This window comes from Gordonia sp. p3-SID1431 (assembly GCF_025143765.1).
GTDB lineage: Bacteria > Actinomycetota > Actinomycetes > Mycobacteriales > Mycobacteriaceae > Gordonia > Gordonia hongkongensis.
In genome coordinates, this window is the sequence record NZ_JAMBDT010000023.1 from 26,583 (window position 1) to 42,801 (window position 16,219).

General features: G+C 66.1%; 15 protein-coding genes. 9 read left to right on the top strand and 6 right to left on the bottom strand.

Annotation, left to right across the window (positions count from 1 at the left end; genetic code table 11):
• Positions 1–911: 911 nt before the first annotated feature.
• A complete protein-coding gene (locus M4D77_RS08255) occupies positions 912–1,370 on the bottom strand; it encodes an Hsp20/alpha crystallin family protein (protein WP_259935983.1) in 459 nt (152 codons plus the stop codon).
• A gap of 683 nt (positions 1,371–2,053) precedes the next feature.
• On the opposite strand from M4D77_RS08255, the gene M4D77_RS08260 reads away from it, so the two are divergent.
• The 3 genes from M4D77_RS08260 (at position 2,054) to M4D77_RS08270 (ending at position 4,236) form a co-directional block, all read left to right on the top strand.
• The gene (locus tag M4D77_RS08260; protein ID WP_259935984.1) at positions 2,054–2,179 is read left to right on the top strand and encodes a hypothetical protein; all 126 of its coding nucleotides are present in this window, start codon (positions 2,054–2,056) and stop codon (positions 2,177–2,179) included.
• A gap of 1,023 nt (positions 2,180–3,202) precedes the next feature.
• Entirely contained in the window at positions 3,203–3,670 is a 468-nt protein-coding gene (locus M4D77_RS08265; RefSeq protein WP_259935985.1) for a nuclear transport factor 2 family protein, read from the top strand.
• Positions 3,670–4,236 carry a TetR/AcrR family transcriptional regulator gene (locus M4D77_RS08270; protein ID WP_259935986.1) on the top strand — a complete coding sequence of 189 codons (567 nt, stop codon included), beginning with the start codon at positions 3,670–3,672 and terminating at the stop codon, positions 4,234–4,236. Before M4D77_RS08265 ends, M4D77_RS08270 begins: the two co-directional genes overlap by 1 nt.
• A 259-nt stretch (positions 4,237–4,495) precedes the next feature.
• On the opposite strand, the gene M4D77_RS08275 is transcribed toward M4D77_RS08270, so the two are convergent.
• The 3 genes from M4D77_RS08275 to acnA all read right to left on the bottom strand — a co-directional run bounded on the left by M4D77_RS08275 (position 4,496) and on the right by acnA (position 8,269).
• On the bottom strand, positions 4,496–4,837 hold the full coding sequence (locus M4D77_RS08275) for a hypothetical protein (protein ID WP_247450687.1): 342 nt from the start codon (positions 4,835–4,837) through the stop codon (positions 4,496–4,498).
• Between the two features lie 448 nt (positions 4,838–5,285).
• Positions 5,286–5,579, bottom strand: coding sequence for a hypothetical protein (locus M4D77_RS08280; RefSeq protein WP_159371740.1), 294 nt, complete (start codon positions 5,577–5,579; stop codon positions 5,286–5,288).
• Between the two features lie 92 nt (positions 5,580–5,671).
• Positions 5,672–8,269, bottom strand: a complete 2,598-nt coding sequence (gene acnA, locus M4D77_RS08285) for an aconitate hydratase AcnA (RefSeq protein WP_259935987.1) — start codon at positions 8,267–8,269, stop codon at positions 5,672–5,674.
• Positions 8,270–8,377: 108 nt separating this feature from the next.
• On the opposite strand from acnA, the gene M4D77_RS08290 reads away from it, so the two are divergent.
• The 6 genes from M4D77_RS08290 (at position 8,378) to M4D77_RS08315 (ending at position 13,623) form a co-directional block, all read left to right on the top strand.
• A complete protein-coding gene (locus M4D77_RS08290) occupies positions 8,378–9,058 on the top strand; it encodes a GntR family transcriptional regulator (protein WP_259935988.1) in 681 nt (226 codons plus the stop codon).
• Positions 9,059–9,315: 257 nt separating this feature from the next.
• Positions 9,316–10,362, top strand: a complete 1,047-nt coding sequence (locus M4D77_RS08295; RefSeq protein WP_078113905.1) for a tripartite tricarboxylate transporter substrate binding protein — start codon at positions 9,316–9,318, stop codon at positions 10,360–10,362.
• A gap of 64 nt (positions 10,363–10,426) precedes the next feature.
• A complete protein-coding gene (locus M4D77_RS08300) occupies positions 10,427–10,825 on the top strand; it encodes a universal stress protein (protein ID WP_259935989.1) in 399 nt (132 codons plus the stop codon).
• Positions 10,815–11,384, top strand: a complete 570-nt coding sequence (locus tag M4D77_RS08305) for a tripartite tricarboxylate transporter TctB family protein (protein ID WP_078113904.1) — start codon at positions 10,815–10,817, stop codon at positions 11,382–11,384. Before M4D77_RS08300 ends, M4D77_RS08305 begins: the two co-directional genes overlap by 11 nt.
• Entirely contained in the window at positions 11,384–12,889 is a 1,506-nt protein-coding gene (locus M4D77_RS08310) for a tripartite tricarboxylate transporter permease (protein ID WP_259935990.1), read from the top strand. The genes M4D77_RS08305 and M4D77_RS08310 overlap by 1 nt, the downstream gene beginning before the upstream one ends.
• Positions 12,889–13,623: an RraA family protein gene (locus tag M4D77_RS08315; protein WP_259935991.1), complete on the top strand. Its 735-nt coding sequence runs from the start codon at positions 12,889–12,891 to the stop codon at positions 13,621–13,623. Before M4D77_RS08310 ends, M4D77_RS08315 begins: the two co-directional genes overlap by 1 nt.
• 245 nt (positions 13,624–13,868) lie before the next feature.
• Here M4D77_RS08315 and M4D77_RS08320 read toward each other — a convergent pair whose 3' ends face one another.
• Positions 13,869–14,615 (bottom strand): TetR/AcrR family transcriptional regulator, encoded by a 747-nt coding sequence (locus M4D77_RS08320; RefSeq protein ID WP_058253744.1) that lies wholly within the window; start codon positions 14,613–14,615, stop codon positions 13,869–13,871.
• On the bottom strand, positions 14,612–16,213 hold the full coding sequence (locus tag M4D77_RS08325; protein ID WP_259935992.1) for an FAD-dependent monooxygenase: 1,602 nt from the start codon (positions 16,211–16,213) through the stop codon (positions 14,612–14,614). The genes M4D77_RS08320 and M4D77_RS08325 overlap by 4 nt, the downstream gene beginning before the upstream one ends.
• Positions 16,214–16,219: the final 6 nt, after the last annotated feature.

Sequence of the window (16,219 nt, forward strand, 5' to 3'; positions counted from 1 at the left end):
TGCTCGACAATCGTTTTCAATCTTGTGTATGCCAGCGGCGCCGACCACGCGAGGTGTCTTCGCTGGCACCGGTGTCGTTGCATTCCCACAGCTGTGTCGCGCGTCGCCCGAGACGTTGTGAAGTTGGTCTTAACAGACAGCCTTCATCCTCTGCTCTCAAGGCGAGACGACGGACACCGACAGTCGAGAGCAACCGACACGCTCCGCTACCACTGCACAGTCACTCGTTGCTGCTTTTCGCGTCCGATGCATCACTATGTTCCCGACACTGACCATGGTCTCGAACACCTTGCTGGCATGGCATTCGAGGAGCCGATCGATCACAGCTTCGGCGCGACGCGGACGATCAGACTGCACTCAGTCTGTGACAACGTATGCGACTGTGCCACTAACCAAGACAACTAGCGAGCAGCATCGACTGTCGGGCTGTTCAAAAGTGTCGGGCTCGTCATGAGACACCCGAATGAACCTGGGCCGCCCACCTCACTCGGGTCATGCCACGTCACGCTCGATGCGTGACAGCGATCGCCCAGAGCCCGAGACCGCCAACCCCTCCGGCTCCCGGACGCAGGCGTCTTTCAGAAGCTCTCAGATCGAGGTGGGCGGGCCACGCTGCCGCCCACCTCGCCTCACCACTCGGTGTCGCGGCCGCAGGTGCGCGATGCGAGCGGCGATCCGGCTTGAACCAGGTACCCGGCGCCGAACGGTGGCGACCCCGCACGTGAGGGTAGGTAGCACCTGTTGCGGATCGCCGACCTGCGCGAAGACAGCATCGATTTCAGCGGCCAGCCAGGTGTCTTCGGCGTCGATCACGTCGACACATCCGGCTGGCGACGCAGCCGTGACGCAGCCCATCATCATCTCAGACCTCCCGGTACTGGGGTGACGGTGACGACCACCTCCCCGGTCAGTCAGCCCGAGGCCGCCTCGGAACCGGCGGTGATCTCCTGACGTCCGTCGCCGGAATGCTCGATGGCCACCTTGCGAGGCTTGGCTCTCTCGGCCACCGGGATCGTCACCGTGAGCACACCGTTGTCATAGGCAGCAGAGATCTTCGCCGGATCGACACCCTCACCCAGAGTGATCTGCCGACGATAGGTGCCGGCGAAACGCGCGTTGGCCAACCACTGCACACCCTCATCCGAGAGTGCGCTGCGATGCGCCGACAAGGTCAACACCCCGTTGTCGACGTTGAGATCGATCGAACCAGGATCAGCCCCAGGCAGGTCGGCAATCAACGAATAGTGGTCGTCGACCTTGTACACATCGATCGGCATGAATCGCGGTGTACGTCGGCCAGCGCCGGACTCGCCGGTGAGAAGCCCTCGAGCCCAGTCATCAACCATGGAGAACGGATCGATACCCAGCATCGCAAACACCTCCTTGATCCACGGGTGCCGCCACGCTGACGGCACCACATCAACCATCACTGCGCGCCATCAGATTAGCACTCAACGCCAGTGAGTGCCAAGCATCTTTTCGATGATCAACGCACTCAGTTCTCCACCGGCACAACAGCACTCGACCCAAGAGCAGAGCAGTAGCCCGCTTTCGGCACAGGGTGGCGATTCACCCAGACGAGTGCTATCTAGGAACACGACGTTCACCCCCGGCACGTTCCGGCGACATGACCCAGGAAGGACCCAACCGATGTCGGCCCCCGCCCCTGAACTTCACCCGATCGTCTGGCCCGACCCCAGCCCGCTGCAGCACTGGTGGACCCACATCATGGGCCGGCGACGTCACCACCCGGATCAATCCGAACACCGGTACCAGCCACACCGGACACCCGTAGAACAGCAGCGACGCACGCCCGGCCCGGCATTGACCGCCAGCATGGGTGCCCGCGGCCGCCACAGCATGCCTCGACAGCAGCTGGCTTCCGCTCGACGGCGCTGACCGCGTCACACACCTCTACGGCCGGGCCACGCCTCCCAACGCACAGCGACATGACCCCCGACCTCAGGGTGCGTTCTGTTCACGCGCGGGACGGGCATTGGCCCTACGACGACTCTTGCTGTCCCACAACGCCAACTTGATCGAACTTGCAGTCATGACATCCCGCAGCCTCACATTTCACCGTTACACCCCGCCCACCCCACATCACGACCTACGGTGGGCCCTGGCCTACCTCATCACCCTGGCCGCCATCCTTGTATTCCTCACCACGTTGCAGTGACACCTCGATCTCCTGGCGGGCTGGGCAACCCGACAACGGGTGACGGCAGCGGCGTACCCGCCGCGACACTGTCACGCCGCACACGTAACGTCCGATGACCGGTCGTAGATCGGTGTCGCATCGGCCCTAGTAGATCCCGAAACACACTGCGCTAGAGCACTTTCGAAACACATTGAGCAGGACATCAGAAGGAAGGTCAGACGCGTATGGTGAGCCTGGGTGGTCTTGTCATGCCGGTCGCTGTGATGGTCGCCGCGTTGGTCATGGAAGCAGTGCAGAAACGCATACACCCCTATTCGCCCGACGACGACGTCCCACGCCTCTGACAGACCGGGCGCGCCCATCCTGGCCACGGCCTTTCTGCCAGCAGCGGCGGGACCACCTCTGGCAAAGCGGTTTCGGGGCCGGCTTCCGACTGATCTCCGCAGGACGACTCTGGCACTGAGTGTCTAATACCCTGTCCAGCAGCGATTCACAACCACTGGCTACGACGATCAGGAGGAGTGGCCAGGCTGACACATCTGGGAGATATGCAGGCTATTGCTGCGGGTAACACTGCATATCCGCTTGCTGCGTTGGTCCTGCGTTGATGGCTCACTGTCCGATGACACCGTAGTTGGGAGTTGTGACAGCTAATTGGTGAGTCACTAACCCGCGTTTGCGGCACCCGGATTGCGTAGTTCGCTGCCAACTGAATCGAGATCGCGGGTTCGGCACAGGCGTGGCCCCGACGGCCGGCCTGCTGACTCCTGTCGAAATACGCTGTGCGAGAACGAATACTCTGATTCGATGGTGCCCAATGTGCTAGGACCAATGGAAGGTCGGGGACGTTCAGAATGCCTAGCGAGAGACCGGACAGGTTCGGCCCCAGCCACTCCCACCGAAGCCCTCGCCCCGGGAGCAGCGTAGGGGCCTGGGTCGGGTTGACCGGCGGCGGGACAGTCTGTACCGTTTGGTACATCGCATACTATTCAGTACACGCTGAACCGATAGGTACACCCGTGCTCTTGAAAGGAGCTTGTCATGTCTCGTCCTCCGCTGCCGCCGTTCACCGAGGCCACCGCTACCCAGAAGGTCCGCGCCGCAGAAGACGCGTGGAACACGCGTGACCCCGAGCGCGTCTCCCTCGCGTATAGCGAGGACAGCTGGTGGCGGAACCGATCGACTTTCGTCCAGGGCCGTGCCGCGATCGTCGAATTCCTCACAGACAAGTGGGACCGCGAGCTCGACTACCGACTCATCAAAGAGCTGTGGGCATTCACCGGCGACGTCATCGCGGTGCGCTTCGCCTACGAGTATCGTGATCTCACCGGCCACTGGTTCCGCGCATACGGGAACGAAAAATGGCACTTCGACAAGGACGGCCTGATGACCCACCGCCACGCGAGCATCAACGACGTCGCGATCACGGAGTCCGACCGCAAGTTCTTCTGGGACGCCTCCGGTCCCCGGCTGGCCGACCACCCCGGCTTGAGCGACCTCGGACTGTAATGGCCCGAACCGTCCTCGACCGATCCGACGCGGTCCGCGCGCTGGCCGGCGTCTTCCGCAAGCGAGGCTTCGAAGCCGGCTCGCTGTCGGTCATCCAGCAAGAGACCGGACTCGGCCGCGGCAGCCTCTACCACTTTTTCCCTGACGGGAAAACGGACATGGCGCGTGCCGTTCTCGACGAGGTGAGCGAGTGGTTCGAGGAACGGGTCTTCGTGCCACTTCGCACGACCGAGAGCGCAACTCAAGCGGTCGAGGCTGTGTCACAAGAGGTGGCCGACTACTTTATGTCCCGCGAGAGCGTGTGCCTGTTCGCGGCAATGACGTTGGGCCAGGAGAAGGAGACATTCGCTGACGCGGTCCGCAGCTACTTCAGCGACTGGGTCGACGCTCTCGCGGAAGCGCTACGGCGCGGCGGGCTCACCAACCAAGAGGCTTCAGACCGTGCCCTGGACGCGGTCGCGGCGATCCAAGGCGGGCTGATCTTGGCCCGTGCCTACGACGACAGCGCGACCTTCCTTCACATCGTCGACCGCACCCGGCAGCGCCTACTCGCCCCCGTTCCCTGAGCGGACGCTGACAGTAGGCCGAGCCGCCGTCACTCTCGGCTGCCGGACTTGCCTCATCGCGACGCCCGACGGTTTCATCGGATCGACAGACAGACCCTATGTCACCCAACCGTGAAAACTGTTCTTTGTCAGCGTCATTCATCGAGGTCGGCGCTCGGTCGCCCCCTGACATCGAGACGTCCGCCTCCCGCCCCACGCCGGACAACTTTCTGGAGGAGGCACTTAGGAGCGCGGGGCTGGAGTGAAGGCGTGGGGTGGCTCAGAAGTAGTAGCTCTTGTTCGCGACGACGGTGACTCGCTTGATCGCGGTGCGGTACGCCCCTGCGCCGTACCAAGTCTTGCAGAACAAGTTGGCGGTGAGCTGAACACTTGCACCGGCGGGCGCGGTAACGGCTGTCCAACGTCCGGGACGCCAGTTCGTGGAGTTTCCTGGTGTGGCCGCGACTTGCAGGCTGCTCACAGACCCCCGCCCCAGACAATTGGCGTCACTATAGTTGGGATAGATCGTCACCATCGCCGCGTCGGCGGTGGGTGCGGTGAGCAGTCCGGCGCCACACACCATTGCCGCAGCCGCGGCCGATACTCCCAGTCGATGCTTCATTCTCATGCGGTGTACCCCTTGTCTTGGTCAGAAATACGAAATGCCAGCTGCCTCGACGACGGCGGCAAATGCACTATCGCAACGATTTGAGGGTGTCGGCACCCGACCTGCGAGAATTCACCCGTACGGGCCAACCGATTCCAGCGTTTGGCCCGCACCGCCGTGCCTTGACCCCCGATTCATACTCCGGAGTACTTATCCGACTTCGTCGTCGGTCGCCGACGAGGCGGGCGCTGATTCAGGATCGCGACGGCCAGGCATCGCCTCACCGCACACCGTTGCGACAGAGGACATTCCGGGGCGCACCACCACCCGACTCGCCGCAAAACTGGCCCCTCCCCGAGCCGAGCGTGCCCGCGATCGGAGGCTGCGCGAAGCCACGCAAGAAGCCGAACGTCATGACCTTCTGGAGGACCGCCGCCGGTCCGATCTCACTCCTCCACGACACTCACACCGCCACCGCCGGAATGTCGGCCGCGTAGCGGATGACCGAACCGACTCGGCCGAAACGGCGTTCGATGATCACGATCGCCTCCGCGAGCTGGTCGGGGTCGTCAACGTCGGCGACGAATGCCGCGGTCTGCCCGTTGTTGCCGAGCATGAACGGCAGGACTGCGGAGTACTGACTGCTGACGACAGCCAGCGGGATGTCGCGACGGAACAGGTCGTACGCGTGGTCGATGGCAGCAGGGTCGTCGAGGACGACGAGCGGGACCGAGGAGATGTGCTTGTTCTTTCTCATGTATCGAGAGTGAACTCGCAGGTTATGAGGGGGTTGACCGATCACTGTGAATTCGCTGGCAGCTACGCGTTGCCACCCCCCGGCCCGCGAGGTCACCGCACGAGTTGCTCGTCGAGAATGCTGGGGATGACTCCGCCGCGTCGGAGAAGCCGACGATCCAGATCGGTCTCGGCGGCCACCTGGGCGTCGAAACGCATTTCGGAACCGTCGACCCGTCGGACCACGACTGCCACCGTCCCGCGCTCGACGGCGTCGGCAGTCCCGACGACGTGCAGTCGGTCTCCGGGCCGGAGGTCCTGCAGCCCGCCGTCGACGTCAGCGGGGATGAGCAACGGCAGGACGCCGACACCGATCAGATTGGACCGATGAATCCGCTCGAAACTGCGCGCGAGCACGGCCCGCGCTCCGAGCAGACGCACCAGCTTCGCCGCCCAGTCGCGCGAACTGCCCATGCCGTACCGTTCCCCGGCCACGATCACCACCGCGTCGCCGTCGCTAGCGTACCGGCTAGCGGCCTCCGGGAGGGACACGACGTCGCCGGTGGGCGCATGCACGGTGTGCGCGGGAGCCGCATCCGGTGCGAGCGCGTTGCGGACGTTCTTGTTCTGAAAGCCGCCCCGCAACATGGCTTCCCAATTGCCGCGCCGGGACGCGTAGACGTTCAGGTCGCCCGGTTCCGCACCCCGCTCCACGAGGTATCGACCGGTCGGGCTGTCGGGCTTGATCGCCCCGGCCGGGGAGATGTGGTCGGTGGTGATGTCGTCGCCGAGCACGAGCAGGGGCTGCGCGGTGTACTCCCCGAGCCTGGTGTGCGCGTAGCCGTCATCGGCGAAAGGAGGACGCCGCAGGGCCGTCGACGACGGGTCCCAGGGAAACAGCGGCCCATCCGGCACATCGAGTGCGTCCCACGCCGGATTGCGGGACGCGGAGACGAAGTCGTCGACGACATCACGCGGACGCCACGCTGCATCGGTGAGCGCGTCGATCTCCTCCGGGGCGGGCCACAGATCAGCGAGCAGCACGTCATGTCCGTCGGCGTCGACGCCGATCGGTTCCGAGGTGGGATCTATCGCCGCATCACCCGCGAGCGCGAAGACGATCACCATCGGCGGCGACATCAGCAGGCCCAGTTCGAGGTCCGGGTGGACGCGGCCGGGGAAGTTGCGGTTGCCGCTCAGCACAGCCACCGGCTTTCGTGTGTGCGCCTCGGCCACCGCGGTGATCTCCGCCGGCAGCGTTCCCGAGTTGCCGATGCAGGTGGCACAACCGAATCCGACGATGTCGAAGCCGACCGCGGACAGGTCGTCGGTGAGACCGGCCCGCTCGAGCACGCCGGCGGCAGAGGGCGAACCCGGCGCGAGGGAGGTCTTCACATACTCCGGCACCCGCATCCCTCGCTCCCGTGCGCGGCGGGCGACCAAACCCGCCGCGATGAGGAGGCGCGGGTCAGAGGTGTTGGTACAGCTCGTGATCGACGCGATGGCGACGGGGAACGCCGGCATGTCGACGCCGTCGTCGCACTGCGCCGGTCCCTCGGCGTCGAAGGTCGACGGCAACTCGGTCACCGGGACCAGGTCCTGCGGGCGACGCGGACCGGCCACCGACGGGACCACCGCACCCAGGTCGATGTCGATCGTGCGGGTGAAACGCGGCTCGGCATCGGGGTCGAACCACAGCCCGAGCCGTCGTGTCACCGACTCGACGAGCTCGCAGTGTTCGGCGGTACGTCCGGTGTCGGCCAGGTATCGGACGGTCTGTGCGTCGACGGGGAAGAACCCGGTGGTGGCACCGTATTCCGGGGCCATGTTGGCGATCACCGCCCGTGCGCCCACCGTCAGTGCCGATACGCCCGGCCCGTAGAACTCGACGAACTCACCCGTGACCCCGATCTCGCGCAGACGGTGCGTCACGACCAGCGCGAGATCCGTGGCCAGCACGCCCGCGGAGAGCGTCCCGGTGAGGCGGACTCCCACGACCTCGGGGATCCGCAGTGTGGTCGGCATGCCGAACATCACCGTCTCGGCTTCCAGACCTCCTATGCCCCAGCCCAATACACCCAGCCCGTTGATCATGGGCGTGTGGCTGTCCGTGCCGAGCATCATGTCCGGAACCGCGTGATCGATGCCGTCCACCGACTCCACCGTCACCACGGTGGCGAGCTGTTCGAGGTTGATCGTGTGCATGATCCCGGTACCCGGCGGGTTGATGTGCACGGTGTCCATCGTGGTCGACGCCCAGGCCAGGAAGCGATACCGCTCCGCGTTGCGGCGCATGTCGTGGGCGAGATTGGCCGCGGCGGCATCGCGGCGCGCGAACGACTCGACCGCGAGCGAATGGTCCACCGAGACCTCCACCGGCAGGCGGGGACTCAACGCCGTCGGATCCCCACCTCGGGCGGCAACCGCGTCACGCATCGCGGCGATGTCGACGAGGGCGGGCGTGCTGGTGGTGTCGTGCATCAGCAACCGGCCCGGCACATACGGGATCTCGGCGTCGCTGGTGCCGGCCCGAAGCCAGCGGGTCATGTCGTCCAGAGCTCGATCGCGCGTCTCGGCGTCGGCATGGCGGGTCACGTTCTCGGCGAGTAGACGGACCACCGTGGGCCACTGCCGGTACACGTCGGACCCGACCCGCCGCTCGACATCGACGACCGGCAGATCGGGTTGCGCGCGGCGTTCAGCTCCACTCATGGGTCCCACCATAGGTTATAACCTATAACTTGCACCACCGGTGCTATCATCGCGACGTCCGGCGCTGCCGGATCTCGACGTCCCATGACCACTGCCGGGAGGCCCGCCATGACTGCACCAGGCGGGATGTTCACCAAGAACGATTACGCATACGCCGAGCTCCAGCGGCGAATTCTGACCGGGGTCCTGCCTGCCGGCGCGGTGATCCCCCAGGCCAAACTCGCGGCCGAGATCGGCGTCAGCACGACTCCCCTCCGCGAGGCGATCCGCCGTCTGTCCGCCGAGGGCATGGTCGAACTCGAGGCCCACCGAGACGCGCGCGTGACCCCCGTATCGGCCGATGAGGCGCGCCACCTCTACCAGGTACGCGAGAACCTGGACCCGCTCGCGGCGGCGCTCGCCGCGCGGACGCGAACGGCGGCCGACATCGCCGCCATCAGCAATGCCTTCGATCGCCTCTCGCCCATTGCCAGTGCGTCCGATGTCGATGCCCTTGTCCGACACCGGGAATTCCATCGCACGGTGTACCGCGCTTCGGGCAACCCCGTTCTCATCGACATCCTCGAACGACTCTGGGACAAAGCAGATCGTTACCGAGTCATCGGCCTCTCCCACCGGGGCGATTCACCCGACGACCGGTCGCGGGTCACCGCCGAGCACCGGGCGATCATGGAGGCCGTCGCCGACGGTGACGCCGAGCGTGCCGACGCGGTGATGCGCGAGCACATCGGCAACAGTCTCGGACGTCGTGCCATCGATGCGCTCACCGAGGACCCCGTCGCCGGCTGACCTGGCCGCTGCCACTTTTCAACCCCTGTGTCATGCGTCACCGTCATAGGTTATAATCTATAACTGTACGACGCCGAGCGCGCGCGAAAAGCGCAAAACGATTCTTATGCGCCCAAGCGTGACTGTGACGACGGTTACGCCAACACTTCCGATGTGACCACCGACGTGGTTGTCCTCACATCCGCAGCAGAATCGAGTCAGACGATGTTGGTAGCTCTCGGCCTCGGGACCCGACCCCGAACGAAAACGAGGACCGCATGACCGCACCATCCCCCGGCACCGACGAATCGACAGAGCTGTCCCGCACGTCTCGTCCGCCGAAACGTGTTCCCACGCTCGTCAAAGCACTCGGCGCACTGGTCGCCGCGGCGATCGTCGTCGTCGGCGTCGTCGACGCGGCCGGGAGCGAGGGCGGCGCCGACGCGCGATCGCAATTGACCCTGATCGCGCCCGCGGCCGCCGGTGGTGGTTGGGACGGTGCGGCGCGCGAGATGCAGCAGGCGCTGCGAGCCCAGAACATCGTCAACAACTCGCAGGTCGTCAACATCCCCGGTGCCGGCGGCACGATCGGACTCAGCCAGTTCGCGGGGATGACCGGCGACGCCACCACGATCATGGTCATGGGCATCACGATGCTGGGCGCGATCAACATCAACGGGTCCGACGTGGATCTCGGAGACGTCACCCCCATCGCGCGGCTCGCCGACGATTACGACGTCGTCGTCGTGCCGGCTGATTCTCCGATCACGACCATCGAAGAGCTGATGGCCGAATGGAAGAAGGACCCCAAGAACTTCACGTTCGGTGGCGGTTCGCTGGGCAGCGTCGACCAGATGATCATCAGCCAGATGGCTCGGGAGAACGGTATCGACCCCGGCGCGGTCAACTACATCGCCTACTCCGGTGGTGGCGAACTGGCGACCTCACTCATGTCCGGGACGATCAAGGCCTCGGTCAGTGGTTACGAGGATTTCGTCGACCAGATCACCGCCGGAAATCTACGCGCGCTGGCGATCTCGGCCCCCGAGCCGGTCCCGGCCATCGATCTGCCGACCCTGTCCGAACTGGGTTACGACGTCACCCTCACCAACTGGCGCGGGGTGGTCGCACCGCCGGGCATCACCGATGACCAGCGCACCGAACTCGAGGCGATCGTCACCGAGGTCGTCGAATCACCCGAGTGGCGAGATGCACTGCAGCGCAACAACTGGTCCGACACGTTCACGCCGGGCACCGGATTCAACCAGGTCATCGACCAGCAATCGGAGTTCGTCCGCGGCATCTGGGCCGACCTCGGGTACTGACTGACCGGCGGTCGCCGAACCTGCACTGCACAACTTCTGCCCCACACGACATCACGGAGAACCCATGCCCATCCTTGTCGCTTTCGCCCACACCCCCGAAGGTCGAGCGGCCTTCGAACACGGCCGGCGCCTCGCGCGCAGCGAGAGCTCTCAACTGATCGTCTTCGACATGGAAACCCCTGCTGTCGACGACGACGGTGGCATTCCCGAGCCCGACTTCGCCCCTATCGAGAACGCCGGCAACGACACCGTGATTCGCTGGCTCGGCCATCGTCGCGAGGATTCCGATCCGGCCGCCGAACTCATCGACGTCTCAGAAGAACTGGCCGCCGATCTCATCGTCGTCGGACTGCGCCGCCGGTCCCGCGTCGGGAAACTCCTGCTCGGCTCGAACGCACAGCGCATCCTCATCGACGCCGAGGTCCCCGTACTGGCAGTGAAGGCAGCCCATCATGACGACTGACAATGCGGCGGTACAGCCCGCCGGCACGACGCTCGACGACGGACACGGATCGGACCGCGCGCGCCGACCGCTCACCGGCCGAAGCGGTCTGGTCGTCGCGGGCCTCATGCTCGCACTTGCCGTCTACCTGACCGCCGGCATCATCGGGATGGACATCCCGGGTAGCGCAGCGACTCCCGGGCCCGCGTTCTTCCCGATCATCCTGACGATCTGCGCCTACCTGATCGCCGGACTCCTGACCGTGCAGACCCTGCGTCACCCCGACGAGCCCGATCCCGACATCGTGCCGCCCGCGACCGGTCAGTGGCGAACGCAGAGTGACTGGCGTGCACTGGGTCTCGTCCTGGCCGGACTCATCGCCTTCACCGTGCTGCTGATCCCGCTGGGTTGGATCCTGTCCGCTGCGCTGCTGTTCTGGATCGTCGCCTACGCCATGGGTTCCACCCGTCCGGTCCTCGACATCGCGGTGTCGCTCGTCGTCTCCTGTGCGGTGCAGGCGTTCTTCTCGGCGGGTCTCGGGCTGAACCTGCCCGCCGGCATCCTGGGAGGGCTGTTCTGATGGACAACGTCTCACTCCTGTTCGAGGGCTTCTCCCAGGCGCTCACCCCGATGAACCTGCTCTGGGTCTTCATCGGCGCGCTGCTCGGCACCGCGGTGGGTGTGCTCCCGGGCCTCGGTTCGGCGATGGCCGTCGCACTGCTGCTGCCGGTGACCTTCACCCTCGACCCCACCGCCGCGTTCATCATGTTCGCCGGCGTGTACTTCGGCGGCCTGTTCGGTGACTCGACCATGGGCATCCTGATGAACACGCCCGGCGGGTCCACCGCCATCGCAACATCATTCGAGGGTCATCGGATGGCCAAACGCGGGCGGGCCGCCCAGGCACTCGCCACCGCCGCGATCGGCGCCTTCATCGGCGGCATGATCGCGACGACCATCGTCGTGTTCTTCGCGCCCAAGCTCGCCGATCTCGCCATTCAATTCGGTCCCGCCGAGTACTTCGCCCTCGCCGTCTTCGCCTTCATCGCGATTGCCTCGGTGGTCTCCGACTCCGTTATCAAGGGCCTGACCGGACTGCTCATCGGGCTGATCCTCGCGGTCATCGGGATCGACGGCATCTCGGGCACCCAGCGCTTCACGATGGGCGCGCCCGAGTTGTTCGACGGCATCAGCATCATCGTCATCACCGTCGGCACCCTGGCCCTGGGCGAGGTCCTCTACGTCGCCTCCCGCATCCACCGCACGCGTGCGCCGGACGCGGACGCCGTCATCGGGCGGCCCTTCCTCAAGCGCGCCGAGTTCCGCGAGGCGCTTCCGGCGTGGTTGCGCGGCACCGGCTTCGGCGTCCCCTTCGGCGTCATCCCGGTCGGCGGCGCAGAGGTGCCGACGTTCCTCGCCTACGGAACCGAGCGTCGTCTCGACCGCAAACGACCCGACCCCCAGTTCGGTCACGGCGCCATCCGCGGTGTCGCCGGTCCGGAGGCGGCGGGCAACGCGACGTCGGGCACCGCGATGGGTGCCCTGCTCGCGATGGGTCTACCCACCTCCGCCACCGCGGCGATCATGCTGGCCGCATTCCAACAGTACGGCCTGCAGCCCGGCCCCCTGCTCTTCGAACGCAACGCCGATCTCGTCTGGACACTCATCGCCAGCCTGTTCATCGGCCTGGTCATGCTGCTGATCCTCAACATGCCGTTCGCCGCCATCTGGGCGAAACTGCTGCTGATCCCCAGGCACTACCTCTACGCGGGGATCGCGGTGTTCTGCGTGCTCGGTGTCTACGCGACCTCGGCCGCGATCACCGACCTCATCCTGGTCATCGCCATCGCCTTCGTCGGATATCTGCTGCGACGCTATGGTTTCCCACTCGCCCCCGTCATGATCGGCGTCGTCCTCGGCCCCCTTGCCGAGACCAGCCTGCGCAACGCGATGATGTCGAGCGGCGGCGATCCGAGTGTGCTGGTGGGCAGCGCGATCACATGGGTCCTCTACGGAGTCCTGGCCGTCGTCGTCCTGTTCACCGCGTTCCGCCGCCTGCGGATGCGCACGCGCCAGGACACCTGATGCGACAGCAGTTCGTCCCCCGCTCCTCGCCCGCCCTCACCGAAAGTCAGCCGCCGATGCCCATGCGCACCACCACCGACCGCGCACTCATCCGCTCCCGCTTCCTCGCCGTCGACGTCGCGAACGTCGCCGACGTCCTCGACGACCTGGGCCACCGTGATCAGGCGCTCAGCACCGACTTCACGTGTGCGGCCGGACGCGAACGGCTGGCCGGCTGGGCGTTCACCATCTCGGGCGCGACGAGCGCCGCCCCGGGACGGGACCCGCTGAAAGCGCAGGCGTGCAGCCAGATCGGCCCGGACGAGGTCTCCGTGTGGCAGGGGAACGGCCGGGGCGTCTGTTACTTCGGTGAACTCGTCGCGATCGGCATGATGCAGCGGGGCTCCGTCGGCGCAGTGGTCGACGGCGGTGTGCGCGACAAGAGATGGCTCCACGAGATCGGTTTCACGACGTTCTCCCGCTATCCGACCTCGGTGCAGACCAGCGGCCGTTGGCGCGTCGAGACGTGGCAGCAACCCGTCACCCTGCCGGGTGCGTCCGGACAGCCGGTCGTCATCGAGCCCGGGGACTTCATCCTCGGCGACGACGACGGTGTCATCGTCATCCCCGCTGGAATCGTCGACGTCGTGCTCGAGGCAGCGGAGACCATGACGGAGAAGGAGATCGACGTCCGTGCCGCGATCCGCAACGGCATGACCCTCGCCGACGCGATGGCGGAGTTCGGACGGATCTGATCCCGCACTCGGCGGCAGGCGCGAGAAGAATTCCCTAGTCCGAAAGGAGGACAGAACCATTGCTCCCTGAGGTGCGAGGAGCGCCAGCCGCCGGGCCGAGCAAGCGACGAAGGAGCGCGTCGAGGTCGACGAGCCTCGAAGGGCTGGCGACGCATCTCACCAGGACCCTTCGTGACGGCCTCCGCAAGCTCCGGCCTCCTCAGGGAGCAGAAGTAGACGTCGCCTCCGTAAGCTCCGGGCGCTCCTCAGGGAGCGGAAGGGGGTGACGTGCGCTCCCGGACCTCCCGCTCCAGGTAATCGAGGTTCTGCCGCATCTGCGCGATGAGTCGTTCTGCGCCCGACACGGTGTTGTCCGCATCGGGGTCGACGACCGAGTTGACCGCCATGTCGGCCAGCTGGCGCGCGACCTTACGGTCGCTCTCGCTGTCACCCGGGTGATGCCACCAGGCCAGCCAGTTCAGCATGCCGACGATGCCGAGCGCGGAGATCCGTGGATCGGCGGCACGGAACCGGCCCCCGGCGATGCCTTCCTCCATGACGGCCACCAACTCCTTGAGGACCCGCCGGCGGCTCTGCCGGTAGGTCTCGGCGAGCGCGGGCGGCAGCTCGGCCTCCGAGCGGATCAGCAGCCGGAACCGATCCAGGGTCTGGGTCTGGTGGAGCGCGATGGACATCGCCATCTCGTGGATCTTCCCGACGGGATCGAGGTCTGTTCGTTGATTGATCTCGTGGAGCAGGATGGCCGGTTCCTCGGCGATCTCGCTGACCAGCCGGGCGAACAGCTCGTCTTTGTTGGCCACGTAGTGGTAGAGCGCCGGACGCGTCAGGCCGGTGGCGTCGGCGATGTCCTGAAGAGTGGTGCTCGCCAGCCCGCGTTCGGCGAACAACCTGGTGGCCTGCTCCATGATCTCGCGTTCGACCAGCTCACGCCGTGAATTGCTGCGGCCGGTGCGCCCGGCGGTCGGCGACTCCTGGGGCGTCGAGCTGGTCATAGGCGAAGAATAGTGCGTCCGGCCCCCGCGCCGCGCCCGACCTCCGGGACGTCGTCCGGGGCGTCGCCGTCGGTCACGGCGACGAGATCGGTGCGCAGACTCACCAACCCGGCGACGAGATCGTCGTAGGAGCCGGTGGGCGCCTCCACGACGACCAGCGCGTCCGTCTCCTGACGCAGGCGCTCGCCGAGGTCCAGGCGCGTCAGCACCGCGTCCCGGTCGCCTCGGCCGGTCAGCCACACTGCGGACGCGCCCGTAGCTGCAGTGAGAAGAGGTACCGCGGCCTCTCCCCAGGCGGAGTCGATGTCGACCTCGAGCCGGGTGGTTCCCGGGTCGAGCAACAGCTCGGCGGGGGCCTGCCGGGTCGGGAACGTCCAGGGCCCGTGTGACAACGGTTGTCCGACCACCCATGTCGACAATCCGCCGGCGGGGACGGCAGCATCGTCGACGCCGGCATACGCGGCGAGCCCGCGGCGGGCCACTTCGGGCGCCGAGGACGCGAAGCGGTCGAGTCCGACCTTCCCGGCACGGGTCATGTACGCGATCATCAACTGGTCCACCGGGATTTCGGTGCGGCGGGGGAACGACTCCCACCACTGTTCGCTACGCGCCGCGATCGACTGCAGATACTCGACGTTCGGCCGACGCGCCGACTCGTACGCCGACAGCGCCTCGTCGAGCGTCGTCGCACTCCGGACCGCGTGATCGAGTTCGATCGCATCCTCCATCGCGAGTTTGGTTCCCGAACCGATCGAGTAGTGCGCGGTGTGTGCGGCGTCCCCCAGGAGCACGACGTTCCCGGAGTGCCACCGGGCGCAGGTGACGGTGCGGAACCGCAGCCACCGCGTGCGGTTGCCGATCAGCCGGTGCCCGCCCAGCGTGTCGGCGAAGGCGTCTTGAAGATACGCCAGCGCGGTCTGGTCGCTGTCGGTCATCGGGGTGTTCTCGGTGGAGAGATCGAAACCGGCACGACGCCAGGTGGTCTCGTCGGTCTCGATCAGGAACGTACTCCGGTCGGACGCGTAGGGGTAGGCGTGCGCGACGAAGGTGCCGTCCGCGGTGGTGACCGGTGTGAAGATCGCGCTCGGGAGGGCGACGTCGGCTCCGCACCACAGATACAGTCCCTCGCCGGTGGAGATGGCCGGCCCGAAATCGTCGGCCATGTCCGTCCGGGTTGCACTGTTGACACCGTCGGCGGCGACGATGAGGTCGGCGTCGAGGTCGGCGACCGACCGCCGCACACCGAACTCGAGCCGTACACCGGCGGCCACGGCGTGCTGCTGGAGAACGTCGAGAAGTGTCGTACGCGCGATCGCGAGCAGCTCCCCGTGCGACAGACGGGCGACGTCGTCACCGACCTGCATCGACATCTCGTGCGGATGCGACACCGCGACGATGGCGTCGAGAGACGCGGGGTCCGCCTCGCGCAGGTTGCGTTGCGTACGGGATGCGAGTCCGACGCCGAACCCGAAAGTGGTGTCGGGCGAGCCCTGTTCGCAGACGGTCACCTCTGCGTCGGGATGACTCCGTTTGAGAAGTCGCGCGGCGTACAGCCCACCCGGACCGCCACCGAGCACGGCGATTCGACTGAGTTTCATGGATTG